Below are 23,622 nucleotides of genomic sequence, written 5' to 3' on the forward strand. Positions count from 1 at the left end.
ATGGCGTGGGGCCAGGAACATGGACCCGCGCAACAGCACGAAGACGACACCCAGGCTGCCAGCGGCGGCCCGAACGGCATTGGCTATCCGACCTATTCGGAGGTGTCCCTCAAGCTTCTCGACAACGGCTACGAGCCGGTGCCGCTCCATCCTGGACGGAAGTCACCACGGCCAACAGGCTGGTCAACGGCGATCATTGACGAAGCGCAGGTTCGCAGATGGAACGCTGAGTTCCCCAGTGCGGGCGTGGGCATTCGGACTGGCGACGTGGTGGGCATCGATATCGACGTGCTGGACCCGGACATTGCCCACCTGATGGGGCAGATCGTCGAGGCGAATACCGGCGCCACGTTGATGCGGGTGGGGCTCTGGCCGAAGCGACTTTACCTGGTCAGGACCGACAGACCCTTCGCCAAGAAATCCATCCGGAAGCTGGAGATCCTCGGCAAGGGCCAGCAGTTTGTCGCGTTCGGCATCCATCCCGACGCCCGGAAACCCTATTACTGGACCGGCGAGACACCGCTGGATGTTCCAGTGTCCGACCTGCCGCTGGTGGACGAAGCGACATGCGCGGATCTGCTCAACGAACTCGCAGCCCTCCTTCCACCGATTGGCGCCCAGCAGCGGAAGAGTAGAACCGGAGGTCCATCCGGCGAATCCACTGGGCCCACCCGAAATAAGAACGGTCTGGTCCTCGACGGTCGGGACGGCTGGCTCTCTGCTACGGCCTTCCACGTCGTCCATGACGCGATTGATGCTGGGCAGCCTTTGGACGCCGAAGCGCTTGCCGGCCGGGTCTGGCTGCGGTTCTCCGGTTCCACGGATCTTTCCCGACCGAAGAAGGACGGAACCACCCACTACAGTTTCCACGATGCGCTGAGGAAGGTCCGGGACAAGCTGTCCCTCCACGGAGCCGGTCGTCTGCCGTCCCGCGGGGCACCCGAAGCGATCCCGGTTGAGGTCGAGCCGGGGCTCCCGTTGGAAGAGGCGCGCGCGGTGCTGTCCGACACGATTGCCTCGTTCTGCGCTGGGGCGGAAGCCTGGCTCGCCTCGGACCGAGCCGAACGCGCTCCCCGGATCGGCATCCGTGCGACCGTCGGTCTCGGCAAATCGGCCGTTTCGCGCAATCATCTCCTTGCATTGCAGGCGCGTCTCCGGGATGCCGGCCTGCCGCATCGCATCGTCGTCTTCGTGCAATCTCTGGCCTTGGCCGATGAGGCAGCCGTGGGCTGGGCTGTCCAAGGCGTTAGGGTCGCCGTCCATCGCGGTTACGAGGCCACCATGCCTGATCTCGGGCCGCCGATGTGCCGGGATCTGGACATGGTCCGCCTGGCGGTCAGGTCCGGTCTGCCTGTGTTTCCGAATGCCTGCATGCGACGTGGTGGTGCGCGCTGCCACAACTTCGAGATCTGTAACAAGCAGGCGAACCTGCGTGACATCGAGGCGGCCGACATCGTTGTTGCCGCTTATGACAGTCTCTTCACGGGGCTTTCAATCGATGCCGAGAAATTTGCGGTCATAGTGATCGACGAGGGCTGCTGGGAGCGGGCCGCCAAAGAGGTTCGCATTGGTTTGGGCGAGATTACTCAGCCGGACGCAACCGGAGAGCCGCGCTTTGCCGACCAACAGGAGGAGGAGCGTGCCTGGGAGGAGCTCTTCACTGTCAGGAACAAGGTCGCCCGGGCAATAACGGCGGGTGGACCCGGTCCGGTTGCACGCCGGCACCTGGACGCGATCGGGTTGACACCGGAGTGCTGCGAGCGGGCCGCCGATTTGGAAGTCCGCCTGCGCGTCGATCCCGGATTGCGCCCCGGCTTGCCGCAGGCGGCACGCAGGCGGGCCACCGACCTCTCCCGGGAAGCCAATCGATCCCTCCGGCGCGAGGTGTTGTTCCGCGCGGTCGAGAGCCTCCTCCGCACGGTGGAAGATCAGGATGGCCGGATTCAGGTGCTGCCACCCGATCCCGTGACGGGTGGCGTGACCGTCAGGGTGACGGGAGTTCACCAGATCGACCCAAGCCTCTCCGGGCTGCCGATCCTGCACCTCGATGCAACGCTGCGAACGGAGCTCGCTGAGACTGTGCTTCCGGTTCTGGAGATGACAAGCATCGCTGCAACCGCGCCGCACATGACCGTGACTGCCGTCTGCGGCAGTTTCGGCAAGGCGACCCTGGTCGAGGACCCGAAGGCCAGTTCCGAGGAGAATCTGCGCCGACGGAACCGCCTGCAGGAATGCGTCGACCACGTTCGGTGGCAGGCGGCCCGCGTTGCGCCGGGGCGTGTGCTGGTGGTGACCTACAAGCAGATCGAGGCAGCATTCGCCGGAATTCTCGGTGTCGAGACTGGCCACTTCAAGGCGATTGCCGGTCTGGATGTCTACAAGGGCGTCGCCCTCCTGATCGTCATAGGCAGGCCGCTCCCAGGCGATGACGATCTCGGTCAACTGACCAGCATGTACTTCGGACATGTCCCGACCGGGGGTTATCACCGGGTCCGCCGGGGCCTTCTCATGCGGGATGGATCACGGCGCACCATCGCCGCCCTGGAGCACGAGGATCCGAACGCGGAGCTGCTGCGTGCGGCCGTCTGCGATGACGAGGCCATCCAGGCAATCGGTCGGGGGCGGGGCGTGAACCGGACGGAAGCCAATCCGCTTGAGGTCCAGGTTCTAGCAGACGTCGCGCTGCCGATCGTCTATGACCGTGTCGTCGCCTGGGACAGCTGCGTGGCGGACGAGGTTCAGCGGATGCTATTGGCAGGTGTGGCGGTCGACAGTCCTGCAGATGCGGCGGTGCTGCATCCCGGTCTGTACGAGACGGTCGCAGAGGCAGATCATGCGTTCAGGCGGGCGGGATTTAACCGCCAAAACCCTATAGGAGATACTTATAGGGAAATGGCGGTTAAATCGGCGCGATACCGGCGAGGCGGCAGGGGCCGATCCTGGCAGAGCTGCTGGTGGATTAGTGGGACAGCAGAAGAAGCCAGGTTACGGCTCGAAGGAGCGCTTGGATCGCTGGAAGCCTGGGAGGTGGCGTAGCCGTTCTCCGGCCATTTGCAGCCGAGCATCCGTAAAGAAGCCTCAGGCCCCGGCCGGAGCGTGGTATACTCATCGGGCGCGTGGTCTGGCGCATGCAAGATAGGGGTTTGCGACATGAAGATGTTGATCACCGCCGGTCTTCTGACATTGCTTTCGTCTCCGGTGCTTGCCTTTCAATGCCCGGCAGACATGGCGGCCATCGATGCGGCTTTGGAGACTGCGACCCTGAGCGAAGAGGATCTCGCCAGGGTCAAGGAGCTTCGCGCGACCGGCGAGGCTGAACATGCGGCTGGCAACCATCAGGCGTCGGTTGACGCGCTGGCCGAAGCCAAGAAGATGCTCGGGCTCTGACGTACCGGCAAGCGGGCGAGACGAACACAGGCGTATGCGCTGGTGGAGACGTACGCGTTTCACACTATCAGCGTGATTGTCTGCTCGATTGCCGGCGATCTCTGCCTCGGTCGTGGCGGGAACGCGCGCCGACAGAACGACGAGCTGAATTGGGGATGGTGAGATGGTGGAGGAACAAAAGATCCTTCAGGCACTCGACGGTCTGGCTGCAGGATTCAACGCCCATGACATTGACGCAATCATGGAATTCTTCGCGGAGGATTGCAGTCTTGATCTTCCCCGCGGCTCAGAGCCGCATGGAACCCGCTATGTCGGTCGTGATCAGGTGCGGCGTGGACTGATGACCCGGTTTGAGACAACACCTGATGTCCACTATGGTGAGATCGAGAACTTCGTCAGTGGCAGCACTGGAATGTCGAAATGGCTTCTGACGGGGACGAATCTTCAAGGTGAGAAGGTGAGCGTCCGGGGCTGTGATTTCTACACCTTTGAGGGCGGAAAAGTGATCCGCAAGGATTCCTACTGGAAGATCGTCGTCTGAGCGACCATCAGTCACCAGCGTTTCTCGACAGGCTCGCTTTGTCGCCCTGTGTCGGCGCATTTCGGAAAATGTCATTCTTATCAGTATCTTACCCTTCGCCTATACTGCTCGCGTGAGCCCCGGAGACACCGCGTGTTGCGGACCGGGGGGTGGAGGCGCAGATGGACGGAACGCTGGCAATCGACTACCGCCCGATCGAGGCGCTGATCCCCTATGCCCGGAATGCCCGGACGCATTCGGAGGCGCAGGTGGCGCTGATCGCCGGCTCGATCCGGGAGTATGGATTCACCAACCCGGTTCTGGTCGACGGCGAGAATGGCATTATCGCGGGCCACGGCAGGGTGATGGCGGCGCGCAAGCTCGGCCTGGCGAAGGTGCCGGTGATCGAACTGGCGCATCTGACAGAGGCGCAGAAGCGGGCCTACATCCTTGCGGACAACAAGCTTGCCGAGCAGGCAGGGTGGGATCGGGAACTCCTGGCGCTGGAGCTGGGCGATCTGCTGGACATGGCGGTGGATTTGGCGAGCCTCGGCTTCGAGGCAGGGGAACTCGATGCGCTGCTGCGGGCCGGTGAGGCTGATACGCGCGAAGAGGATGTTCCGGAAGCCCCGGCTGTGCCTGTCTCCCGGCCGGGCGACCTCTGGGTGCTTGGGAACCATCGCCTGATCTGCGGCGATGCGACGGATGCTGGAACCGTGGCGCGCGTTCTCGCTGGCGTGCAACCGCATCTTATGGTGACCGATCCGCCCTATGGCGTCGCTTACGACCCGAACTGGCGCAACGAGGCGGGGGCAGCCAGGACCAGGCGCACCGGCAAGGTCCTGAACGATCACCGGGCCGACTGGCGCGAGGCCTGGGCACTGTTCCCCGGTGACGTGGCCTATGTCTGGCATGGTGCGCTGCATGCAACGACGGTGGCCGAGAGCCTCATCGCCTGCAGCTTTGCGATCCGCAGCCAGATCATCTGGGCCAAGGAGCGACTGGTCCTCTCCCGCGGGGACTACCACTGGCAGCACGAACCGGCCTGGTACGCGGTACGCGAGAAGGCCACCGGCCACTGGTCGGGCGACCGCAAGCAGACGACGCTCTGGCAGATCCCGAGCCGGGACCAGGATGCCGCCACGGTCCATGGCACGCAGAAGCCGGTCGAATGCATGCGCCGGCCGATGCTGAACAACTCCAGCCCGGGCCAGGCGGTCTATGAGCCCTTCTCGGGATCGGGGACCTCGATCATCGCAGCCGAGACCTGCGGGCGTCACTGCCATGCGGTGGAACTGGATCCGGCGTATGTCGATGTAGCGCTGCTGCGCTGGCAGGCGTTCACGGGGCGCGAGGCGATGCTGGACTGGGACGGCCGCAGCTTCCGCGAAGTGCAGACAGAGCGCGTGGCGGAGGTAGCAGCATGAACGCGGCGGAAACACCCCGGGGGGCGATCAGACTCTGGGGCCAATGGTCGGGGACCGGCGGGGGGAGGTCTTCTTTCACACCCGCGATATTCGGCACGGGGTATCGCGATGACCATTTCGGATTTTTGCACGTGCAGTCAAACGCTTGGCGCGAAGTTGAAGTGGACTGCACTTCCGAACCACTCGACAAACTCCGCAGTCGCGCGTCGGCCAGCCTTGAGAGGAAGCTGATATGAGAGGCCGCAAACCCAAGCCGACGCATTTGAAGCTGCTGGAAGGCAATCCGGGGCATCGACCGATCAACGGGGCCGAACCGAAGCCGACCGCCGGTCTGCCGACCTGTCCTGCGCATCTCAACCCTTCGGCAAAGGCAGAGTGGAAACGGCTGGTCCAGGAACTTGAAGCGATTGGAATCCTGACGCGGATCGATCGTGCTGTCCTGGCAGGCTACTGCCAAGCCTGGGGTCGCTGGGTCGAGGCGGAGCGCAAACTTGCTGAAAGCCCTCCGCTCCTGCGGACCCCTGCGGGCTACGTTCAGCTCTCCCCTTGGCTCACGATCGCGAACCGAGAGCGTGAATTCATGCTGCGCTACATGACTGAACTCGGTCTGACGCCATCGTCCCGTACCCGACTGAGCGTGCAACCGCCGGATCAGAAGCCTTGGGAGTTCCGTTGGGCGGACGACCCGGCGCGGGAGTTCATCACATGAGTGCCCTGGAAGAGGCTGGGCCCAAGCGGCTGGGAGGCCGTCCCCTGACCACGCTCACCGATGCCCAGCGAGCCGAGGTGGAAACCTTGTCGGCAGTGCTGAATGCCGAGCAGATCGCGGACTTCCTCGGCATCGGGCGCACGACCTTCTTCGCGCTCCTGAACCGCGACGAGGACCTATCCGAACGCTATAAACGCGGGAAAGCTCGAGCCATCGGTGCCGTAGCCCAGAGCCTTGTCACCAAGGCGCGCGCCGGCAATGTCACGGCGATGATCTTCTTTCTGAAGACGCAAGGTGGCTGGCGCGAGACGCTGGAAGTGGCCACCCCGCCTGCTGCGCCGGAAAGCATGATCGATCTGACCCAGTTGAGCGACGAGACGCTGCACGAGTTGATGGCCGTCCTGGGGCGAAGCCAGGCAGTGGAAACCATTGAACTGGAGAAGGACAGGGCAAATGACCGCTGGTCAATCAGCTAGCGCTTCGGCCTTCGAAAGCCTCACCGGCACGGTCGTGGGTTTCCTGCTCTCGGTCTGGGTGCAGCGGCTCCTGTTTCCCGCGCTGGGACATGAGCTGGCCCTGATCGACAACTTCATGGTGGCGACGGTGTTCACGATCCTCTCCTTCCTTCGCGGCTATGTCGTCCGGCGCACCTTCAATGCGCTCAGGGACCAGTTGCCATGAGCGGCCCACCCCGCAAGCCTACCGCCTGGCGCCGGATGGAAGGCAATCGCGGCAAGAAGGCGTGGAACCGGGCTGAACCGATCCCGCCCGAGGGTATCCCGGATTGCCCCAATCATCTGAGCGAGGAGGCCCGCGCGGAGTGGCACCGGCTGGTGGACACGCTGGTCGGCATGGGTGTGATCTCCATCGTCGACCGCGCGGTGCTGGCGGCCTACTGCCAGGCGTACGGACGCTGGGTGGAGGCGGAGGAGAAGCTGAAGGAGACCCCGGTCCTGTTCAAGACGCCCTCGGGCTATGTGCAGCAGTCGCCCTGGCTCAACATCGCGAACCGGCAGATGGAGCTGATGGGCCGCTACATGGCCGAGATCGGGCTGACGCCTGCCTCTCGCTCGCCGATCGCTGTGGCAAACCCGACGAACGAACCGGAGCCGGTCGACAAGATCGAGTTCGTGATCGTCTACGAGGACGCGAATGGCAATCGGAAGGAGCGGCCGTTGCACGACCCGACGCCAATCGATGCGCTGGAGCATTCCCCGCGATCCGCGGGGTCAGTGAACAGTTACGAGCCGAGGGCGATCTCTGAAGAACAATGACTTGCTGCCCGGCGCTGACAGAGCGACGTGTACAAACCTGCGCAACGAACGTTACGCAGGTCTGTACGGGGGAGCACGAATGGCGGCGGCAGGGCGGCTGGTGGCCTATGAGCGGGTGTCGACGGCGCGGCAGGGGCTGTCGGGGCTCGGCCTCGAGGCGCAGCGCAAAGCGATCGGGGCATTCGCGGCGGCGCGAGGTGCGGAGGTGTTGGCGCGGTTCACCGAAGTAGAGAGTGGGCGCAGGGCCGACCGGCCGGAATTGTCGCGCGCCCTGCATCTGGCGAAGGTGACGGGCGCCACGCTGGTGATCGCCAGGCTGGACCGGCTCTCGCGCAACGCGGCCTTCCTGCTCGCCCTCAGGGACAGCGGGGTGAAGTTCCTGGCCTGCGACATGCCGCAGGCCAATGACCTGACGGTGGGCATCATGGCGCTGGTGGCGGAAGCCGAGCGCGAGGCGATCTCGCGGCGGACGAAGGAGGCCCTTGCCGCGGCCCGGTCCCGCGGGGTGCGGCTCGGCAATCCGAACGGCGCCGCCAGCCTGCGGCGGGCTGGCAAGGGCGGGGCCGCCCTGCGCGCCGCCGTCACCGCCAATGCCAAGGGCTTTGCCCGCGACCTTGCCCCCGTCATCGCAGACATCCGGGCCGGCGGTGCAACATCGCTCAGGGCCATCGCCGCCGAACTCTCCGCGCGAGGCATCAGGACAAGGCGCGGCGGGAACTGGCAGGTGTCGAACGTCAAGGCCGTGCTGGAAAGGATCGCAGGGCTGGAAGGGCTGTAGGGCGATGGTCACCCCGCTGAACGGGGCGTGCCTCCGCCGTTCAGCCGGCCATCAACAGGCCAAACAGGATCGCGCCGCCCACAACCAACTCCGCTCCGGGAAGGCTGGCGAGCGCTTCCCTGATCTCGGCTCTGGCGCGGGATGACCGCGGCAGGGAAGAATTGAACGTGTGAAAAGACATGATGCGCATCATCCAACCGGGCCAGAGAATATTCGCGCAAGGGGTGTCCAACCGGGAAGACACAGACAGGTTGAACCGGAAACACATGTAACGTCGGGGCCATCCCCTTGCGCTTCCCAAGCTACGCCTTGCCCCGACACCCGGCCAGTTGTCTTTATCGGCAGGTTTTGATCCGCGCAGAAACAATCCACGATGCTGCATCTCGATTGTAGTCGGGCCTGGCGGCCGTTGACGCGTAGCGCGGAGGCTATTAATCTTCGGGATGCTGCGAAGACAGCCTCGGCTGTCTTGGATGAGCCATAAGGCCATTCTGATCTGGAACTTCTTGTTCCAGGTGTCGCGGTCCGGCACGCGAACCACGAAATCATCGGGTCTTGCGCGAGCAGTCAGCTTCCAGCCGGGGAACGTCCTGTCGGACGGCGCGCATTCGCTTCTCATGAAGTCGAATGAAAGGACCCGTGCCATGGACGCGCTGAAGAATATCCGTAGGCAGAAGATGATCGAACAAGGAGGCTGCTGCTATTACTGTGGTCTGGCGATGTGGGAGAATGCCCTGAAGCCCGCCGTGCAGGCCCGAGGCAGATCGGCGGCATCTCTGAGGCTCCTGCAATGCGCGGCCGAGCATTTGCATCCTCGTTCCGAGGGCGGTGCGGATACTGCCGACAACATCGTTGCCGCCTGCCGGTTCTGCAACAGCAGGCGTCACCGACGGAAACAGCCGCAGACGCCCGAAGCCTACCGCGCATATGTGCAACGGCGTATGGCAGCGGGCCGCTGGTTGGCGGCACAGATGGCGCCGTGAGGTTACGGCTGGCTGTCAGAACCTGACAGTCTCGAGGCCCGGCCTGGTCGGTCAGTTCCGGCCGCAGCATTGCTTGTATTTGCGCCCCGATCCGCAGGGGCAGGCATCGTTTCGGCCGGGCTTCGGGCCAGCCTTGAAAGGCTGGTCCGGAAGATTGGCGGGCACAGGGCGGGACAGTTCGGGTCGCGACTGGTGCAGGATGGTCGCCACGCAGTTCGGGATCAGATCGGGCGCTTCCAGATCAATCTGGTCAACCTCCTCCTCCGTGAACTTGCTGTCGCCTGTATAGATGTCCTGTAGAGCCATGATGAAGATCATAGCGCTGCGGGTCTCGTCATCTGCGCGATCGAGAAGCGCGTTCCAGGCATCCGGTCGCAATGCCATCGCCCGGGTGAACCCATCGACCCAAGGCTCCCAGAGGGTCTCGTCGCTGTTGATATCGACCTCATAGATGGGCTCGACCCACAGCGATGCCGTGATCCTGGCGGCAACATCGTTGTAATGCGCCATCACCGCCCCGATCGTTTCTTCGGCCGTTCCGAGATCGGCGAATCCAGCATTTCCGCTGACGCCCCAGACATGGGAGAGCCAATCCGAGGGTGGGATCATCTCGGGGCAGGCGAGAATGCCCGTCACGAAGCCGTCGAGTTCACTGACCGTCATCGGCTCGTTCTCGACGGCCAGCGCATGCAACAGGTCTGCAAGATGGTCGAGCCGTTCGTCTCCCGGATCCATGACACCCCCCTCTATGGTCGCAAGATCCTTAGCCGTGACGGGCTACGTCCACAATCCGGCGGCTGAGCGCCAGTCGCAATCTCGCAACAGAGGAAAGCCTGGCCCCTGATCGAGTACGCAATTGGGTTAGATGCAGGCGGAAGGGAAGGATCAAGAAAGGATGTCAGACGAACTGGTTGCCGACACCACGGTCACGCCTGTACCGGCACAGGTTCTGCCCTTCATCGCCGCACTCCGGCGAACGCTTGGAGCGCTTGACTGAACGTCTTGATACTCAAGAGAGAAATGATGTCCTCCACCGCCAGATGCTCGATGCCGCCAGCCGCCGCCCTCATGATCGCGGTGCTGTGGTTGACCGGCTGCGCGACGGCAGGTTCTGACCCCCGCGCGCCTTGCCCGCCGGTGGTCGCGTATAGCGCCGCCGATCAGGTACGGGCGGCCGGGGAGGTCGAGGCCCTGCCAGAAGGGGCGATGCTGGTTCGGATGCTTGCCGACTATGCCGTCCTGCGGGACCAGGCGCGCGCGTGCAAGTGAACGACGGGCCGGACAGTGGCGCAGGGCGCTGGTGCCCCGCGAAATATCGTGCTCGTTCTTCCGCGGCGCAAGCTTCAGGGGGCGGGGACCGCCGTCACGACCGGGCGGCCCTCGGCCATCAGGATCAGCGCCCCGCTATCGGTGTCGAAGTCGAATGCGGAGGCACCTTGCAGCGCGCCGATGAAGCTGCGCTCGATGCTCATCAACACCTCGTCGCAAGCCATCATCGTCATCGGGCCGGGCTCGATTACCAGCGCTTCGCCGGTCAGATGCACGCCGGCATTGTAACGATTGCAGGCCGACTTGCCGTAAACCCTGTCCCCCGAAAACGCCATCGTCACTTCGGCTTCCGCGGGCAGGGGTGTACCGTCGATACCCTGCACCACCCAGTTCCCTTGCAGCAGATCGGCCGGGTTGCCGCCGCAGCCTTGCAAGACCTGCTCGCCCGCCTGCACCGCGACACCGAGCGGATGGGGCATGCCGGTCATCGTGTCGCGGCAGATTTCCGGCGCGACGGTGACAATCAACTGATCGGTGGCGAACACCGTGCCGTCTGGCCCGTCCTCGGCCGCTGGCAGGGAGGTGCGGATCTCGGTTCCGTCCTGCATTGCAAGAACCATGCCCTCGCCCGAGACGTTCAGCACCCAGCCGGGCTCATTGCCACGCGCGGTGAAGGGCAGGGCCGAAGGCATTGCGGTTGCCTGACATTCGGGCAGGTCCCAGCCTGCGATGGTGACAAGCGCCGTGTTCCCCTTGGTCCAGATCATGGTCTCGGGCGTCTGGCCGTCGCTGAACCGCGCCCCCGAGGCCGAGACGGCAAGCGGCAGGGAATAGACCGTGCCACCCAGACGCATCCGCGCCTCGTCGCCGATGAAACCCACATCGATCAGCGTATCGCCACAGCGCAACTGACTGGTGAACCCCATCGGCACGAAGGCCCCCATGGTGATCATGCCAAGGTCAAGCGGCTCGTCACCCGCGGGCACGGGGATCGGAGGCGTTACCCATTGCGCCGCTCCGCCGACCAGGATTGCGGCGCGCAGGAACTGCGCCCCGGTATCATCGGTCGAGACCGTGAAAGGCAGCGGGACCTGACGGCCCTCGGCATCCTCGCGAAACTCGCCCGTCAGCCCCGACGGGCCGGTCAGCTCGACCACCAGCTGTGCAGCGGGATCAAGCGCGATACGCTGCAGATAGCTCACCTGCCCGCTGATGTCGCGCGCCGAGGCGGGCAGGGCGGAGCCGAGCAAGAGAAGGGCAATGGTGATACGGCGCATGGAGGAACCTTCCTGGAAAGACGGGGCCAAGAATGGCCGGGTTCCGCCGCCATTACAACTCGCGGTACATCACACCGAGGTTTTCCAATGCGCCGTCTTTCAAAGACAGTTGCGGTGGCAATTCCGGCCGCGCCACCGCGAATTCCTGCCGGGCGCGAGACCGGCTGAGATCCGGCTGCCAGGCACGGAATCTGCTCACGCCATTTTCTGTTCCAGCCGGTGCTTGCGCTTTTGCCAGTCGGGCAGGACGCGGTCCAGCATTTCGAAGAACTCCGGCCCGTGGTGGGGCACGGCGATGTGGCAAAGCTCGTGTGTAATGACGTAGTCGACCGCGTCCAGCGGCGCCTCGATCAGCCGCCGGTTCAGCAACAGCCGGGATGCCGGCGACATCGAGCCCCAGCGCTGCCGCAACTGGCGAACGATCAGACCCTGGGGGCGAAAGTCCTCAGGTGAGGGAAAGCGCAGAAGGTTGGCCACCGTCGGCGCAGCCGGCGTGGAGGTGGCCCAGCAGGTGCTGGCCGAGACGCAGACCGCCATCCTGCCGCTGGTGCCGTACCTCGACACCCTGCGCTGGCTGCTGATTGCCATCGCCCTCATTGGCATCGCCGTCACCATCCATGCCCGCCTCGACGACTGGAAGCGGGGGCGGCGGTGAGGGTCTACAAACTTTTTCTGGGAGGGCATGTCGGGCATTCGAGAAAAATTCTCGCCTTGCAACCTGCGCAGATGTTCGGGTCCAACTGACTTATGAGTCGAGGAATCGCCTCGCTCTTGCGCCTGAAGATGTGACCGGACCCAAGCTCCCGCGACAGACCGTATCGAACGACCTGCTCACGAAGCCGCGGATACTTGACGATCAGATAGAGACCTCCGCCACGCACTTGCCTCCGTTGCGCCTCTTCCGCAAGAAACTCTGCCCCGGAAAAATCCATGCCGATGCTTCCGTCAATGCCAAGAACAAGATGCTTCTGTCCGGGCCGTGTTTCCTCGATCCGGCGGAATATATCCTTGAGGCCCTCCATGGCTCCGAAATAAAGGGGGCCCTGCATCCTAGCGAAAACGGCTTGAGGACATTCCTGCACGCCGGGGCGCTCGCTGCTGACGAAGCTACGGTGGTGGTTATTCTGGTTCGGAGCCCATATCGGAACATCGACCTGCATCGTGCGGCGCAGAAATATGCCGAGAGACAGGATGATACCACCGAAAATGGCCAGTTCGAGATTGACCACCAGAACGGCCACGACGGTGAATCCGAGTATGAGCGCTTCGGCAATACTGGTGGCAACAATATGTCGAATCTGACCGAAATCCAGAAGACGAAATGCGATCAGGATTATCAACCCGGCAATCGCTGCAACCGGTAAGTAGGAAACGAAGGATATCATGGAATATACGATCACCAAAAGGAAGATTGACGACAGGATGGCGGAAAGAGGTGTTTTGGCACCGGCCTCGTAGTTCAATCCGCTCCTGGTGAACGATCCCGATCCCGCATAGCTGGAGAACATCGAACCGACAAGGTTGGACAACCCCTGGCCGATGATCTCTTGTTTGCTGTCAATGCGCTGACCAGACCGCGCAGCCAGCGCACGGGAAATGGAAACGGCCTCAAGGATACCAATAAGAGAGATCGCGAAAGCTCCCTGAGACAGTGACTGAACGGCAGACATGCTCAGGTTCGGCAGCTGGAAATTCGGGAGAGCCGAGGCGATGGGCTCGACAAATGTCACACCGTGCTCACCCGCATCGACAAGCCAGGCCGCAACACTTCCGATGATCATGCCGATCAGGTAGTTCGGCCATTTCGGAGCCAGATATTTGACAAGGGCGGCAGTGGCCAGCGTGAGACCGGCAATGCCGACGATATAGGGATTGATCCGGGAAACGACGGTCCGGAAGTCGTGCGCAAGCCATATGGATTCAAGCGTGACGTCCGGTGCGGAAGGGCCGATCAGAACCTTTATCTGACTGATGATGATCAATATCGCCGCGCCGGACGTGAATCCAAGTAGAACGGAATGCGACACGAAATTCATCAATTGCCCCAAGCGGGCAAAACCCAGAGCCAGCTGGAACACACCCACAAGCAATGTGATGGTGAACGCTGCCGCGACATAATCCGAGGAGCCAGGAGTGTATGCAGTGCTGAGTGTGGCGAAGATCACGATCGAGATCGCGGTCGTCGGACCCGAGACGAGGTGCCAAGAGCTGCCATACAGCGCCGCGACAATCGGAATGACGAAGGCCGAGTAGATTCCATATTGTGGCGGCAAGCCGGCGATCTCGGAAAATGCGATTGCCTGAGGCAAAAGCACTGCGGCTCCTGTCAGCCCCGCGAACACGTCGGCGGCTATCATCGATCGGTTCGTCCGGCGCATCCAGGGGATGAACGGAAGGAGCGTGAGAAACAATGGAATCCTCATCGGCATTCTGCAGGCTAAAGATGGATGTTGGTGAAAAGAAGTTGCCACGGTGGCCGGGGGCTGTCCGGCCACTTTCCTTCAGGTCCAGCCTAAGCATGGCTTCCCGCCGGATACTGTCGGCAGGCCGACATCGAAGGCGGCCACGTCCTTGTACCTTCAAGCAACGATGAGAGAATTGTGGTGGGCCACAGAGATGTATTTTCGTCCAGCTGCGCAGCCCCCGGCGGAACGGAGCTCTTCCAAGCCGGGAACGGTGTTGGCTGCCGAGAAGCGGGGCGCTTCCATTTTTCGCCGGTCCGCGGGCGTGTCGGAGGCGTCGGTTTCCATCGTCGTGCTTCCCGGCGCGTTGCTGACGGCAGTTGCCGGCATCGTGGAGCCCATGGCGGCCGCGAATGAAGCGCTGGGTCGGGCCGCTTACAAGTATCGATCCCTCGTATCCGACGACTCCGGTGTGCAGATGGGCGGGGGTATGCTGCTATCCGGTGAAGTCTTCGATACGCACGCTTCCCCCCCGCAGAATGCCGTGCTGATCGGGGGGCAGGCTCCTCTGAAGCCGCAGGAGCACGAGCATGATCTGGCCTTGCGGTCGACGCTGAGCCGGTGGTCGCGCCACGGCACTAGGATTATCGCCGTGGGCGACAGCATGATCACCGCCTTCGCCGCCTTGGGCACTCCCGACGCTGCGAGTGTTTTCTGGTCCCGCAGAACACTGGTCGAGGAACTGCACCCTGACCTCGAGATCCGGGAGACGCTCTACACCGTCGACCGGCATATGATCACCTGTGCGGGAAGGGGTGGTGCCTTCGACATGATCCTGTCGGATATTCATGCCGTCCATGGCCGGGCAACGGCTTCGCGCGTTGCGGATGCGCTTCTGCTGGGCCATTACAGGGAGGGCGAAGGGGCGCAACGGTCGATTTTGGTCGGCAATCCGACGATTGGAAACAGATCGGTACGCGCTGTTGTCGCATTGATTGAGCGCAATCTGGAGACACCGCTCAAGCTGGGCGAAATAAGTTCTCGGATCAACGTCAGTCAACGCCAGCTCGAACGACTTTTTCATATGGAATATGGGATGAGTCCGGGCCGATACTATCTGAAACGTCGCCTCGAACGCGCACATGACCTCTTGATGTTCACTCGGCTACCTCTTCACGAGATCAGCCTTGCATGCGGATTCAGCAGCCTGACGCAGTTCAATCGGCGATACAGGAACGTAAAAGGCATGAGCCCTGCCAAAATGCGATCGACCACGGAACGGCATGTTTGACGTCCATGGAAATCATGCGGCCGCAATGATCTATTCGCGCTGAGCAGAAAAATCCCTTCTTCCCTAGGTCAGGCATGGAATATTCTCACCTCGTTTTTGATCAGAGCATATACGTGTTCATCATCGTTGCCATGGCGGGATTCGTGCGTGGCATCACGGGTTTCGGCGGCGCCATGTTCATGGCGCCGCCGCTGAGCCTGATCCTTTCTCCCGTCGTTGCCGTCATTTACGCCCTAGCGCTGGAGGCCGCGGCGGCCGTTGTGATGTTCCCGTCGATCCGGCGACACCTCGAATACCGCACACTTGCGTTGCTGGGAGTCCCGGCCGTAGTGTCCATCCCGATCGGCGGGTTGCTTCTTGTGAACCTGGACTCGGAAACTATCCGGGTCGCCCTTTCCCTTACGGTCATGCTTTTCAGTCTTCTGCTCATATTCGGCCTTCGCTACTCAGGAAGCCCCAGAGCCTCGACTGCCACGGCGGTGGGTGCATTGAGCGGGCTGTTGTTCGGCGCGACAAGCATGGGGGGGCCCCCCGTCATCCTGTATCTGCTGTCGGGCCCCGCACCGCACTGGGTCACCCGCGCCAATCTTGTCGCCTATATCAGCTTCACCTCGGGATTGTCCCTGCTGCTGCCCTGGTATCTCGGCTATATTCCGGTATCCCTTGCGTTGGATGTCGCCATCGCGATCCCGCCGTATTTTGCGGGCATATTCGCCGGGCTGCGCATCTTTCCCTTGTTGAACGACAAGTTTTTCCGACGCTTCACGTTGATCTTCATCTTCCTGGTGGCCGGTTTCGCGCTGATCGTCTGACCGGACATCGGTCCGCTGATGTCCGGTGGACGCCCGCTTGCCGTCACCGGCGGCAGCTGATCGGGGAACACGCTTTCCGACGGATCACCGATCTCTCCCGAAGCTGACGTCGACATGGAGATCAGTCAGGAATAAGCGATGCGCCTTCTTGTCCTTCCGCGTTCTCCACGATCATCCTGAGGTGTTCAATATCTCTTATGTGCACCACGCGCCTTTCGATACGCAGAATGCCCCGCCGGGAAAGAATCTGCAGAACCTCATTGACGGTCTGCCTTGTGCAGCCGGCCATATCCGCGATTTCCTGATGGGATATGCGGGCCATGAGCTCGACCTCGCCATCGGCATTCCACCTGCCGCAACTCTCGGCGATGCGCAGGATGACGCGGCCGACCCTGAGGCTGGCCCGCTGGCCCACTTCCGCCATCGAGTCACAGGCCAGCCGGAGCCTCGCGCTCAGAAATCTGATGACATTCAGACCGAGTTGTGGGTGATCCAGGATCAGCTTCTCAAACCTCCGCCTGGGCAGGATGAGGACTTCCGACTGCTCCAAGGCCTTGGCATAAACGCTCTGCCACCGGGCGCCGGATATTCCACCCGCCCCGAAAAGGTCGCCTGGGACGCAGAACCAGAAGATCGACGTCTGCCCGGTAGCAGAAAGATGCTCGATCTTCGCCATGCCCCTGTCGAGGTAGAAGACACGATCCGCGGCATCGTCCGCGAAGAAGATCGTGTCGCCCCTTGCATAGCGGCCCACCGTAGATTCGGCGCGAAACCTCCGTTGGGCCTCGGCCTCCGTGCGATCGAACAGATCGATCGGCCGCCAGTACCACGGTATCTTCGAGTGCTCGGAGCCGGAACACTCTTCCGTTCTCACCGAACTCTGCAACGGGCCATGTTGCTCCTCAAGCTGACAGCAGTGGTTCTGGCAGGGATAGTGCTGGGACGGGGGGAGATCGGCAAGGGTCGCAGAGTCCGAATACCACACACCCCTCGGCCCCCGACTGTCGGATCGCCGACAGAATCACACTTCCACCCATGCAACGCTCTGCCTTCAGAACGAACCATCGGAAGAAAAGGCATTGCAACATGGCGGAACCTCAAAGGAAGAAGGTCACCCTCAACAGCCTGCGCGAAAAGAAGAAGCGGGGTGAAAGGATCACTTCGATCGGCGTCTACGACTCGCCCCTGGCCGCGATCGCCGACAACGTCGGCTTCGATCTTCTGATCATCGGCAATGCGGGGCCGATGTCACTTTTCGGGCATTCCGATCCGACGACGGTCAAGTTCGAGGAGCAGCTCTTCATGACCCAGGCAGTCAGCCGGGTCACCAAATATGGACTGATCGTGGCCCATATGCCCTACCAGACCTACCATGCCTCCAAGGAAGACGCGATCCGCCATGCGGGCCGCCTGATCACGGAAGGCGGCGCTCATGCCGTCAAATGCGAGGGCAACCGATACACTGCGGAATATGTCGCCGAGATCGTTCGCGCCGGCATCCCAGTGATGGGACATATCGGGATGCAGGCCTCGCGCCGGGTCGAACAGAGCGGCTTCGGTGTGAAGGGACGCCGGTTCGAGGATGCGAAGGACATCATCGACGGCGCCGATGCCTTCGTCGAGGCTGGCGTCTTTGCCTTCATTCTCGAGCAGGTTCCGGCCGAACTGGCCGATTTCATCACCAGACGCTACGATGTGCCCGTGATCACCCTTGGCGGTGGCACCAAGGCAGATGGCGTCTATCACATCTCGGGCGATGTCGTCGGATACAGTGCCTTTCCGATGCCAAAGAACCGTCGCAGCTTCACCAATGTGCAGCCGCTCCTCGAAGAGGGGATCTCGAAATACAAGGATGCCGTGCTGAAGGGAGAATACCCACTTGATGGGGACTCCTTCGCGATGAACGAGGGAGAGTTCGACAAGCTGACCTCACATTTCAAAGCGCAGGCACAGCCGACAAGGAACTGACAGAAGCGACACTACAACAGGGAGGAGAGTTAAATGAAGGGCCATATCGCCCCAGCCTTGCTTTGCGCCAGCCTTGCATTCGCATCGTCGGCCGCAGCGCGTGACTCGCAGGCGACGTATGAGGAGATCGTCGCCAAGCGTGTGCAAATCACCGGGGACCCGATCCAGATCGACACGAACTACTGGCTGGCCTGGACCGGCGCCTGGGACACGGTCGTGATGAAGGAAACGCGCAATTGGGAACACTGGCTTCCGGCGGGAAGCTCGGTATCCTGGAAGCGCAATCTGCAGGGGCCGCCGGTGATCACGGACCTGCTCGCCGGCAAACAGCAGATCGGCTATATCGGCGACAACCCGGCCATCGTCTCGACGACCAAGCGCGACATCGCCCCGATCAACCTGGTCGCGGTCAACACCACATCCCCTGGGCGGATGTGCGGGCACCTCATCTTCGGAGCCGACGCCCCGGATTTCCCCAGCTACAAGGAAGCGCTCAGCTGGCTTGAGGGCAAGACCATCGGCGTACCGCGCGGCAGTTGCGCCGACCGTATCGGCCAGGAGGTCCTTGGTGCAGAAGGCATCAACGTGACCTGGCAGCAGATGCAGGCCGAAGTCATCGTCACCAGCCTGCAGGCGGGCAAGATCGACGCGGCAGCGGTGTATGAGCCGCATTCCTCGAAAGCCGTTTTCGATGGCTATGCGAAATATGCGATCTCGTCCAATCCTTACGGCGAGATCGACGCCGATGCGATCGTGATGCGCGAGGACTTCATCCAGGCGCATCGAGAGGTTGCGAAGGCCTGGCTCAAGGCGAACATCGAAGCGATGTTCTTTCTTCACGACCATCCGGTTGAAGTGATCGAACTCGTCAAGAAGGAACTCCCCGGCTATACTAAGGAAAATCTCTGGCACGCGATCTATGGCAACCTGCCCGAAAGCACGGGTGCCAGCGACACGATCCTGACCGGCCAGATGGCTCTGACTGCCGATGTGCGCGAAATGCTTCAGCGCGGCTACAAGTTCCTGCATGAGAGCAAGGTCGTCGTGGACCCGGATTTCGCACCGGGTGCAATCCAGGACGATCTGGTCACCGAGGCGTTCGCCGAGTTGGGCCTTGATCCGACAAAGCCGCTTTTCGTTCTGAAGCAGAGTGATTTCGGCCCCAACCCCTTCAAGGGTGATGAGTTGATCGACAACTGAGCAGCCCGGTCAGCCATCGGGATCAGATCACCATGGCTGACCACTCCATCCAAAGTGGACAACAAGCATGACCCATTCAATGACATCCGTCGGAATGGCAGGCAGCGGCAGGGGGACCAGAGCAATGGCCGTGACCGGCTCCGACGAACGGGAGGTCGCCCTCCTGAAGGCTTTCAACGAAAAACAGCGCGGAAGGGCAAGTCGGATCGCCTATAATGCGGGTTTCTGGTATGCCCTGACCGGCGTCGTCGGTTTTCTTCTGCTGTGGCACATCACGACCGATGTCCTGACCCTGCCGCGATTCAATTTCCTGCCGACACCGCTGGACATTTTCACCGAGTGGACAAGCACGGAACCGAAATACGGCGTCTCCCTCTTCACGCCGATCTATTACGAACACATCCTCGTCAGTGTGCGGCGCGTGATGTTGGCCTTCTTCATCGCCGTTGCGGCCGGGGTGCCGCTTGGCATCCTTCTGGGCTGGAGCCGCACCTTCTACAACTTCGTCTTCCCGATCGTCGAACTGCTGCGGCCGATCCCGCCGCTGGCCTGGGTGCCTTTCGCCGTGCTTATCCTGCCGGGTGTCGAGGCTTCGGTCGTGCTTGTCACGCTGCTGGCCGCGTTCTTCGCAACCGTCCTCAACACGCTGCTCGGGGTCTGGTCCATCAACGACGATTACTTCCGGGCCGCGCATTGTCTCGGCTACCGACGGATCGATGTGCTGACGCGGATCATCATTCCGGGCGCGATGCCCTTCGTCTTCACCGGGCTTCAGATCGCTATGGGTGTCGCCTGGTTCTCGCTGGTGGGCGGCGAAATGATCGCCGGCCGGTCCGGGCTCGGCTTCCTGATCTTCGACGCCTACATGCAGGTCGCCTTGCCAAATATCGTCATCGGAATGATCACGCTGGGCGTTCTTGGCTATCTCTCGAGTGCCGCGATCCGGCGCGTGGGATCCTGGTTGATGGCCTGGCAGGAGAAAGGGAGGGCCGGACAATGACCGCCGGATCAGAAAAAGCCTCGCTGTTGTGGGTACGTTGGTCGAGCAGACTTCGCTCTCCCGTCTTCTGGCAGGGGCTGCTTGGCATCGCCACTTTCTTTGCGGTCTGGCAGATCGCGCGCTGGATCGGCTGGATGACCATCATCCCGTCCCCGGTCGAGCTCGCCGCCGGTATTCCCGAGGAGATCGAGCGCGCCGGATACTGGCAGAACTGGGTGGACAGCGGCCGCCGAGTCTTTACCGGCTTCGGCATCGCCGCCCTTCTGGCGATCGTGATCGGCGTCGCCATGGGCATGAGCAACAGGCTGCGGGCGCTGATCTTCCCGCTGTTCGAGATCATGCGACCGATCCCACCGCTGGCCTGGCTGCCGCTTGCGATCCTGTTCTGGCCCAGTTCGGAACTGACCATGATCTTCCTCACCTTCATCGGAGCCTTCTTCCCGATCCTGCTGAACATCCTGGTCGGGATCGAGAAGATCGACCCCCGCTACAAGCAGGCAGCCCTTTCGTTGGGATCCAGCCGGGGCGCCATGTTCCGCAGGGTGATGATGCCGGGCGCCCTGCCCTCTCTTTTCACCGGGCTGACGATTGCCATCGGCATCACATGGGAAGTGGTCATCGCAGCCGAAATGGCATCGGGGACGAATGGTCTCGGCTACATGACATGGGATTCCTACATGACCCATTCGATGGTCGGGATTGTCCTCGGAATGCTCAGCATCGGTCTGGCGGGCATGGCGTCCAGCTGGGTCATGCGACTGGTCGGTGAAAAAGCCATGCCCTGGCGCCGTCGATAGGAGACTGAACATGCTTACCAAAGACCAACGGCGCACCATTCTGGGCTCCAACCGCCATCTGAACCGGATGCCGACGGGCGTGATCGACGCCATTGCCGAACAGGCCGAAGTGCTTGATTTCGCGAAAGGAGCGGTAATCTTCAACCGCAAGGACTCTTCGGTGAAATGCTACATCCTGGTCTCGGGCCATGTCTCGCATCCCGAGGTCCAGGCCGCCGAGGAGCAATTCTCGATTGCCCGAGAGACGACCACCCAGGGTCAGCTTTTCGGCTGGGCGGCCGCCGTCGACGGCCTTCCCGAGCGCATCATCTCGGCCAGATGCGATGTGCCCACCAGGGTGCTCGCCTTTGACGGCAAGTGGTTCCAGGACCTCTGCCGCAGCCATGGTGAGCCGGGACTGCGGGCCTTGCAGGATCTCGTGCGCAGCTATGCGGGGCACGAGCGCAAGATCGGTGGCCGTCACGGCTGGCTGTCACTGCGCAATGTGCAGAAGGTCTACGATCCGCTAGGCAAGGCGACCGTTGCCGTCGACGGCTGCTCTATCGAGATCCGGCCGGGTGAATTCTGTGCGATTGTCGGGCCTTCGGGATGCGGCAAGTCCACTTTGCTGAATGCCGTTGCCGGTTTCGACACCATCACCGACGGCGAGATCCTTCTGGACGGCGAATGCATCAACTCGACCAAGATCATGCCGAAACCCGGACCGGACCGCATCGTTGTCTTTCAACACGGAGCATTGTTCCCTTGGGCAACCGTCCTTGAGAACATGATCCGTGGCCCCATCGTGCAGGGCAAGATGACCAAGGCGCAGGCGACCAAACGGGCGCGCGAACTGCTGGCGCAAGTGGGTCTGAGCACGATCGAAGACCGCTATCCAGCCGGAATGTCCTCGGGAATGTGCCGGCGGGTCGAGATCGTCCGGGCACTGATGAACGATCCGCGCGTGATCCTTCTTGACGAGCCTTTCCGGGGTCTCGACGCCCTCACGAAGACGGTCGTCCACAATGCCCTGCTCGACATGTACGAGATGAACCGCAAGACCGTTCTCTTCATTACCCATGATCTTGAAGAGGCGATCTATCTGGCGGACCGCGTGCTGGTCATGACCACGCGGCCGGGCAGTATCAAACAGACGATCTTCGTCGACCTGCCGCGACCACGCCCCACCGAATTGTTGGGCAAGGAGGAGTTCCTGCAACTCAAGGATGAGGCGATTGCCGCGGTGCATGAAGAGGCCGTGAAGGCGTTCGAGGCTGGCGAAAGGGAGATGGCGTGATGGATCAGGCGAGGAAAACCATATCCGGGCATTGCAGGGTCGATGCAGTCGGCAAGGTTTTCGGCTCCGCAGATAGCGGCCCGGAAATCGTGCTGAAGAACTGCAGTTTCGAGGTACCCGCGGGCAGCCTCACCGTCCTGCTCGGTCCTTCGGGCTGCGGCAAGAGCACGCTTGTGCAGTTGGTGGCGGGCTATGACACACCGACGCTGGGCAATGTCACGCTTGACGGTGTGTCCGTCACCGGTCCCGGCACTGACCGGATCGTCGTGTTTCAGGAAACGGCGCTGTTCCCATGGATGACGCTGCTCGATAATGTCGCATACGGGCCCATCCAGATGGGTATCCCCCGGCGCGAGGCCGAAAGCGAGGCGAGCGCCCTGTTGCGCGACGTCGGGCTCAAGGCATTCGAAGATCGCTATCCGTCGCAGATATCGGGCGGGATGCAGCGCCGTGCCGAGGTCGCGCGCGCGCTGATCGCACGTCCGAAACTCATGCTGCTTGACGAGCCGTTCCGTGGGCTTGACCACATGTCGCGGGGGTTGATGCAGGAATACTATCTCAAGCTCTTCGATCAGCACCAGACGACGACCCTGTTCGTGACCTCCGAAATAGACGAGGCGATTTTCCTGGCCGACCGGCTGGTCATCCTCAGCTACAAGCCGACCACGGTGCAGACGGTGATAGATGTGCCGCTGCCTCGCCCACGGGATTTCCAGATGCTGACATCGTCGGTCTATGGGCAGATCAAAGAACAGGCGCTGGATCTGCTCTACAATGAGGCCCTCAAGGCCTTTGACCAGCCGGCGATCCCCGCAAATGGTGGTGTCAGAGGAACTGCTTGAGCGGGGCAGGGCTGGGGTCATAACCTCGCCCAATGACCAGACGCTGCCCCTTCCGCTGCCCCTTCCGCTACTTCAAGACGAAGCCCGAGATCACCCTACTGGTGGTTGCAGTCCGCCTTGGAGATGGATGGATTCCGCTCTCCCCTGACGACATCGCGCTATCGGAATAACCCGAGGTGCCGAAGAAAGATGGAAGGGTTGATTGATAATTAAATCATGTAAAATCAATATACTACAAGGTGGAGAAGGTTGTCTTTCAGACCCATCCCCTCCGCCACTTGCCCTAGCGAAAGCGTTCTCCCGATCCGGCTGCTGTCGGATTTTTCCGTTGTTTTCGAGGGTTATGCGGGCGGGACTGACCACCGGAGCCGACGCTAGGTGGCCCGGAAGCCGTGTCTCAGGGCCAATAT

The 23,622-nt window shown here is 62.0% G+C and carries 26 protein-coding genes and 1 pseudogene; 20 read left to right on the plus strand and 7 right to left on the minus strand.

The window, feature by feature from the left end; translation table 11 throughout:
- From I7S92_RS17835 to I7S92_RS17875, 9 genes are all read left to right on the plus strand, one after another.
- Positions 1-3,036: a bifunctional DNA primase/polymerase gene (locus I7S92_RS17835; protein ID WP_197646781.1), complete on the plus strand. Its 3,036-nt coding sequence runs from the start codon at positions 1-3 to the stop codon at positions 3,034-3,036.
- 114 nt (positions 3,037-3,150) lie between these two features.
- Positions 3,151-3,387, plus strand: a complete 237-nt coding sequence (locus I7S92_RS17840; RefSeq protein WP_197646782.1) for a PA2433 domain-containing protein — start codon at positions 3,151-3,153, stop codon at positions 3,385-3,387.
- A 163-nt stretch (positions 3,388-3,550) separates the two neighbouring features.
- Positions 3,551-3,928, plus strand: a complete 378-nt coding sequence (locus I7S92_RS17845; RefSeq protein ID WP_197646783.1) for a nuclear transport factor 2 family protein — start codon at positions 3,551-3,553, stop codon at positions 3,926-3,928.
- A gap of 161 nt (positions 3,929-4,089) precedes the next feature.
- A complete protein-coding gene (locus I7S92_RS17850; protein WP_197646784.1) occupies positions 4,090-5,334 on the plus strand; it encodes a site-specific DNA-methyltransferase in 1,245 nt (414 codons plus the stop codon).
- 232 nt (positions 5,335-5,566) lie between these two features.
- Entirely contained in the window at positions 5,567-6,043 is a 477-nt protein-coding gene (locus I7S92_RS17855; RefSeq protein WP_197646785.1) for a phage terminase small subunit P27 family, read from the plus strand.
- Entirely contained in the window at positions 6,040-6,519 is a 480-nt protein-coding gene (locus I7S92_RS17860) for a hypothetical protein (RefSeq protein WP_197646786.1), read from the plus strand. The genes I7S92_RS17855 and I7S92_RS17860 overlap by 4 nt, the downstream gene beginning before the upstream one ends.
- Positions 6,497-6,724 (plus strand): DUF7220 family protein, encoded by a 228-nt coding sequence (locus I7S92_RS17865; protein ID WP_197646787.1) that lies wholly within the window; start codon positions 6,497-6,499, stop codon positions 6,722-6,724. The genes I7S92_RS17860 and I7S92_RS17865 overlap by 23 nt, the downstream gene beginning before the upstream one ends.
- Positions 6,721-7,317, plus strand: coding sequence for a phage terminase small subunit P27 family (locus I7S92_RS17870; RefSeq protein WP_197646789.1), 597 nt, complete (start codon positions 6,721-6,723; stop codon positions 7,315-7,317). Before I7S92_RS17865 ends, I7S92_RS17870 begins: the two co-directional genes overlap by 4 nt.
- Positions 7,318-7,396: 79 nt before the next feature.
- Complete coding sequence (locus I7S92_RS17875) at positions 7,397-8,095, plus strand: recombinase family protein (RefSeq protein ID WP_197646790.1); 699 nt, start codon at positions 7,397-7,399, stop codon at positions 8,093-8,095.
- A 40-nt stretch (positions 8,096-8,135) separates the two neighbouring features.
- Here I7S92_RS17875 and I7S92_RS17880 read toward each other — a convergent pair whose 3' ends face one another.
- A complete protein-coding gene (locus I7S92_RS17880; protein ID WP_197646791.1) occupies positions 8,136-8,288 on the minus strand; it encodes a hypothetical protein in 153 nt (50 codons plus the stop codon).
- A 280-nt stretch (positions 8,289-8,568) separates the two neighbouring features.
- Here I7S92_RS17880 and I7S92_RS17885 point away from each other — a divergent pair, with 280 nt between their 5' ends.
- Positions 8,569-9,078, plus strand: coding sequence for an HNH endonuclease (locus I7S92_RS17885; RefSeq protein ID WP_197646792.1), 510 nt, complete (start codon positions 8,569-8,571; stop codon positions 9,076-9,078).
- A 51-nt stretch (positions 9,079-9,129) separates the two neighbouring features.
- Here I7S92_RS17885 and I7S92_RS17890 read toward each other — a convergent pair whose 3' ends face one another.
- Entirely contained in the window at positions 9,130-9,813 is a 684-nt protein-coding gene (locus I7S92_RS17890) for a UPF0149 family protein (RefSeq protein WP_076533460.1), read from the minus strand.
- A 288-nt stretch (positions 9,814-10,101) separates the two neighbouring features.
- Between I7S92_RS17890 and I7S92_RS17895 the strand changes: the two genes are divergently transcribed.
- Positions 10,102-10,347 carry a hypothetical protein gene (locus I7S92_RS17895; RefSeq protein ID WP_197646793.1) on the plus strand — a complete coding sequence of 82 codons (246 nt, stop codon included), beginning with the start codon at positions 10,102-10,104 and terminating at the stop codon, positions 10,345-10,347.
- Between the two features lie 74 nt (positions 10,348-10,421).
- Here the strand turns inward: I7S92_RS17895 and I7S92_RS17900 are convergent, their stop codons facing one another.
- The 3 genes from I7S92_RS17900 to I7S92_RS23375 are packed head-to-tail and all read right to left on the minus strand — an operon-like array spanning position 10,422 to position 12,161.
- Positions 10,422-11,624: an META domain-containing protein gene (locus I7S92_RS17900; RefSeq protein WP_197646794.1), complete on the minus strand. Its 1,203-nt coding sequence runs from the start codon at positions 11,622-11,624 to the stop codon at positions 10,422-10,424.
- Between the two features lie 52 nt (positions 11,625-11,676).
- Complete coding sequence (locus I7S92_RS17905) at positions 11,677-11,823, minus strand: hypothetical protein (protein ID WP_197646795.1); 147 nt, start codon at positions 11,821-11,823, stop codon at positions 11,677-11,679.
- Entirely contained in the window at positions 11,820-12,161 is a 342-nt protein-coding gene (locus I7S92_RS23375; protein WP_277922979.1) for a M48 metallopeptidase family protein, read from the minus strand. The genes I7S92_RS17905 and I7S92_RS23375 overlap by 4 nt, the downstream gene beginning before the upstream one ends.
- Between I7S92_RS23375 and I7S92_RS17915 the strand changes: the two are divergent.
- Positions 12,094-12,279, plus strand: a pseudogene (locus tag I7S92_RS17915) (YcbK family protein); the annotation flags it as partial. The gene I7S92_RS23375 and the pseudogene I7S92_RS17915 overlap by 68 nt on opposite strands.
- A 4-nt stretch (positions 12,280-12,283) precedes the next feature.
- On the opposite strand, the gene I7S92_RS17920 reads toward I7S92_RS17915, so the two are convergent.
- Positions 12,284-14,047, minus strand: a complete 1,764-nt coding sequence (locus I7S92_RS17920; RefSeq protein WP_197646796.1) for a SulP family inorganic anion transporter — start codon at positions 14,045-14,047, stop codon at positions 12,284-12,286.
- 256 nt (positions 14,048-14,303) lie between these two features.
- Between I7S92_RS17920 and I7S92_RS17925 the strand changes: the two genes are divergently transcribed.
- Both I7S92_RS17925 and I7S92_RS17930 read left to right on the plus strand, forming a co-directional pair.
- Positions 14,304-15,317, plus strand: a complete 1,014-nt coding sequence (locus I7S92_RS17925) for a GlxA family transcriptional regulator (protein WP_197646797.1) — start codon at positions 14,304-14,306, stop codon at positions 15,315-15,317.
- Positions 15,318-15,430: 113 nt separating this feature from the next.
- Entirely contained in the window at positions 15,431-16,129 is a 699-nt protein-coding gene (locus tag I7S92_RS17930) for a sulfite exporter TauE/SafE family protein (protein ID WP_197646798.1), read from the plus strand.
- A 121-nt stretch (positions 16,130-16,250) separates the two neighbouring features.
- Here the strand turns inward: I7S92_RS17930 and I7S92_RS17935 are convergent, their stop codons facing one another.
- Positions 16,251-17,003, minus strand: coding sequence for a Crp/Fnr family transcriptional regulator (locus I7S92_RS17935; RefSeq protein ID WP_197646799.1), 753 nt, complete (start codon positions 17,001-17,003; stop codon positions 16,251-16,253).
- Positions 17,004-17,215: 212 nt separating this feature from the next.
- Between I7S92_RS17935 and I7S92_RS17940 the strand changes: the two genes are divergently transcribed.
- The 6 genes from I7S92_RS17940 to I7S92_RS17965 all read left to right on the plus strand — a co-directional run bounded on the left by I7S92_RS17940 (position 17,216) and on the right by I7S92_RS17965 (position 23,212).
- Complete coding sequence (locus I7S92_RS17940) at positions 17,216-18,097, plus strand: 3-methyl-2-oxobutanoate hydroxymethyltransferase (RefSeq protein ID WP_197646800.1); 882 nt, start codon at positions 17,216-17,218, stop codon at positions 18,095-18,097.
- 33 nt (positions 18,098-18,130) lie between these two features.
- Positions 18,131-19,297, plus strand: coding sequence for an ABC transporter substrate-binding protein (locus I7S92_RS17945; protein WP_197646801.1), 1,167 nt, complete (start codon positions 18,131-18,133; stop codon positions 19,295-19,297).
- Between the two features lie 130 nt (positions 19,298-19,427).
- Complete coding sequence (locus tag I7S92_RS17950; protein ID WP_197646802.1) at positions 19,428-20,297, plus strand: ABC transporter permease; 870 nt, start codon at positions 19,428-19,430, stop codon at positions 20,295-20,297.
- On the plus strand, positions 20,294-21,094 hold the full coding sequence (locus tag I7S92_RS17955) for an ABC transporter permease (RefSeq protein ID WP_197646803.1): 801 nt from the start codon (positions 20,294-20,296) through the stop codon (positions 21,092-21,094). Before I7S92_RS17950 ends, I7S92_RS17955 begins: the two co-directional genes overlap by 4 nt.
- 10 nt (positions 21,095-21,104) lie before the next feature.
- Complete coding sequence (locus I7S92_RS17960; RefSeq protein ID WP_197646805.1) at positions 21,105-22,370, plus strand: ATP-binding cassette domain-containing protein; 1,266 nt, start codon at positions 21,105-21,107, stop codon at positions 22,368-22,370.
- Positions 22,370-23,212: an ABC transporter ATP-binding protein gene (locus tag I7S92_RS17965; protein WP_197646807.1), complete on the plus strand. Its 843-nt coding sequence runs from the start codon at positions 22,370-22,372 to the stop codon at positions 23,210-23,212. The genes I7S92_RS17960 and I7S92_RS17965 overlap by 1 nt, the downstream gene beginning before the upstream one ends.
- Positions 23,213-23,622 lie beyond the last annotated feature (410 nt).

The organism is Tabrizicola soli (assembly GCF_015999335.1).
In the GTDB taxonomy this organism is placed as follows: domain Bacteria; phylum Pseudomonadota; class Alphaproteobacteria; order Rhodobacterales; family Rhodobacteraceae; genus Tabrizicola; species Tabrizicola soli.

What these genes read in the sequence shown, in the direction of transcription:
- I7S92_RS17900 (WP_197646794.1), bottom strand. Translation starts at nt 11,624, where the DNA reads ATGCGCCGTATCACCATTGCCCTTCTCTTGCTCGGCTCCGCCCTGCCC.
- I7S92_RS17880 (WP_197646791.1), bottom strand. Translation starts at nt 8,288, where the DNA reads ATGATGCGCATCATGTCTTTTCACACGTTCAATTCTTCCCTGCCGCGG.
- I7S92_RS17895 (WP_197646793.1), top strand. Translation starts at nt 10,102, where the DNA reads ATGTCCTCCACCGCCAGATGCTCGATGCCGCCAGCCGCCGCCCTCATG.
- I7S92_RS17920 (WP_197646796.1), bottom strand. Translation starts at nt 14,047, where the DNA reads ATGAGGATTCCATTGTTTCTCACGCTCCTTCCGTTCATCCCCTGGATG.
- I7S92_RS17875 (WP_197646790.1), top strand. Translation starts at nt 7,397, where the DNA reads ATGGCGGCGGCAGGGCGGCTGGTGGCCTATGAGCGGGTGTCGACGGCG.
- I7S92_RS17870 (WP_197646789.1), top strand. Translation starts at nt 6,721, where the DNA reads ATGAGCGGCCCACCCCGCAAGCCTACCGCCTGGCGCCGGATGGAAGGC.
- I7S92_RS17865 (WP_197646787.1), top strand. Translation starts at nt 6,497, where the DNA reads ATGACCGCTGGTCAATCAGCTAGCGCTTCGGCCTTCGAAAGCCTCACC.
- I7S92_RS17955 (WP_197646803.1), top strand. Translation starts at nt 20,294, where the DNA reads ATGACCGCCGGATCAGAAAAAGCCTCGCTGTTGTGGGTACGTTGGTCG.
- I7S92_RS17835 (WP_197646781.1), top strand. Translation starts at nt 1, where the DNA reads ATGGCGTGGGGCCAGGAACATGGACCCGCGCAACAGCACGAAGACGAC.
- I7S92_RS17965 (WP_197646807.1), top strand. Translation starts at nt 22,370, where the DNA reads ATGGATCAGGCGAGGAAAACCATATCCGGGCATTGCAGGGTCGATGCA.
- I7S92_RS17860 (WP_197646786.1), top strand. Translation starts at nt 6,040, where the DNA reads ATGAGTGCCCTGGAAGAGGCTGGGCCCAAGCGGCTGGGAGGCCGTCCC.
- I7S92_RS17960 (WP_197646805.1), top strand. Translation starts at nt 21,105, where the DNA reads ATGCTTACCAAAGACCAACGGCGCACCATTCTGGGCTCCAACCGCCAT.
- I7S92_RS17885 (WP_197646792.1), top strand. Translation starts at nt 8,569, where the DNA reads ATGAGCCATAAGGCCATTCTGATCTGGAACTTCTTGTTCCAGGTGTCG.
- I7S92_RS17940 (WP_197646800.1), top strand. Translation starts at nt 17,216, where the DNA reads ATGGCGGAACCTCAAAGGAAGAAGGTCACCCTCAACAGCCTGCGCGAA.
- I7S92_RS17945 (WP_197646801.1), top strand. Translation starts at nt 18,131, where the DNA reads ATGAAGGGCCATATCGCCCCAGCCTTGCTTTGCGCCAGCCTTGCATTC.
- I7S92_RS17850 (WP_197646784.1), top strand. Translation starts at nt 4,090, where the DNA reads ATGGACGGAACGCTGGCAATCGACTACCGCCCGATCGAGGCGCTGATC.
- I7S92_RS17840 (WP_197646782.1), top strand. Translation starts at nt 3,151, where the DNA reads ATGAAGATGTTGATCACCGCCGGTCTTCTGACATTGCTTTCGTCTCCG.
- I7S92_RS17890 (WP_076533460.1), bottom strand. Translation starts at nt 9,813, where the DNA reads ATGGATCCGGGAGACGAACGGCTCGACCATCTTGCAGACCTGTTGCAT.
- I7S92_RS23375 (WP_277922979.1), bottom strand. Translation starts at nt 12,161, where the DNA reads ATGGCGGTCTGCGTCTCGGCCAGCACCTGCTGGGCCACCTCCACGCCG.
- I7S92_RS17845 (WP_197646783.1), top strand. Translation starts at nt 3,551, where the DNA reads ATGGTGGAGGAACAAAAGATCCTTCAGGCACTCGACGGTCTGGCTGCA.
- I7S92_RS17855 (WP_197646785.1), top strand. Translation starts at nt 5,567, where the DNA reads ATGAGAGGCCGCAAACCCAAGCCGACGCATTTGAAGCTGCTGGAAGGC.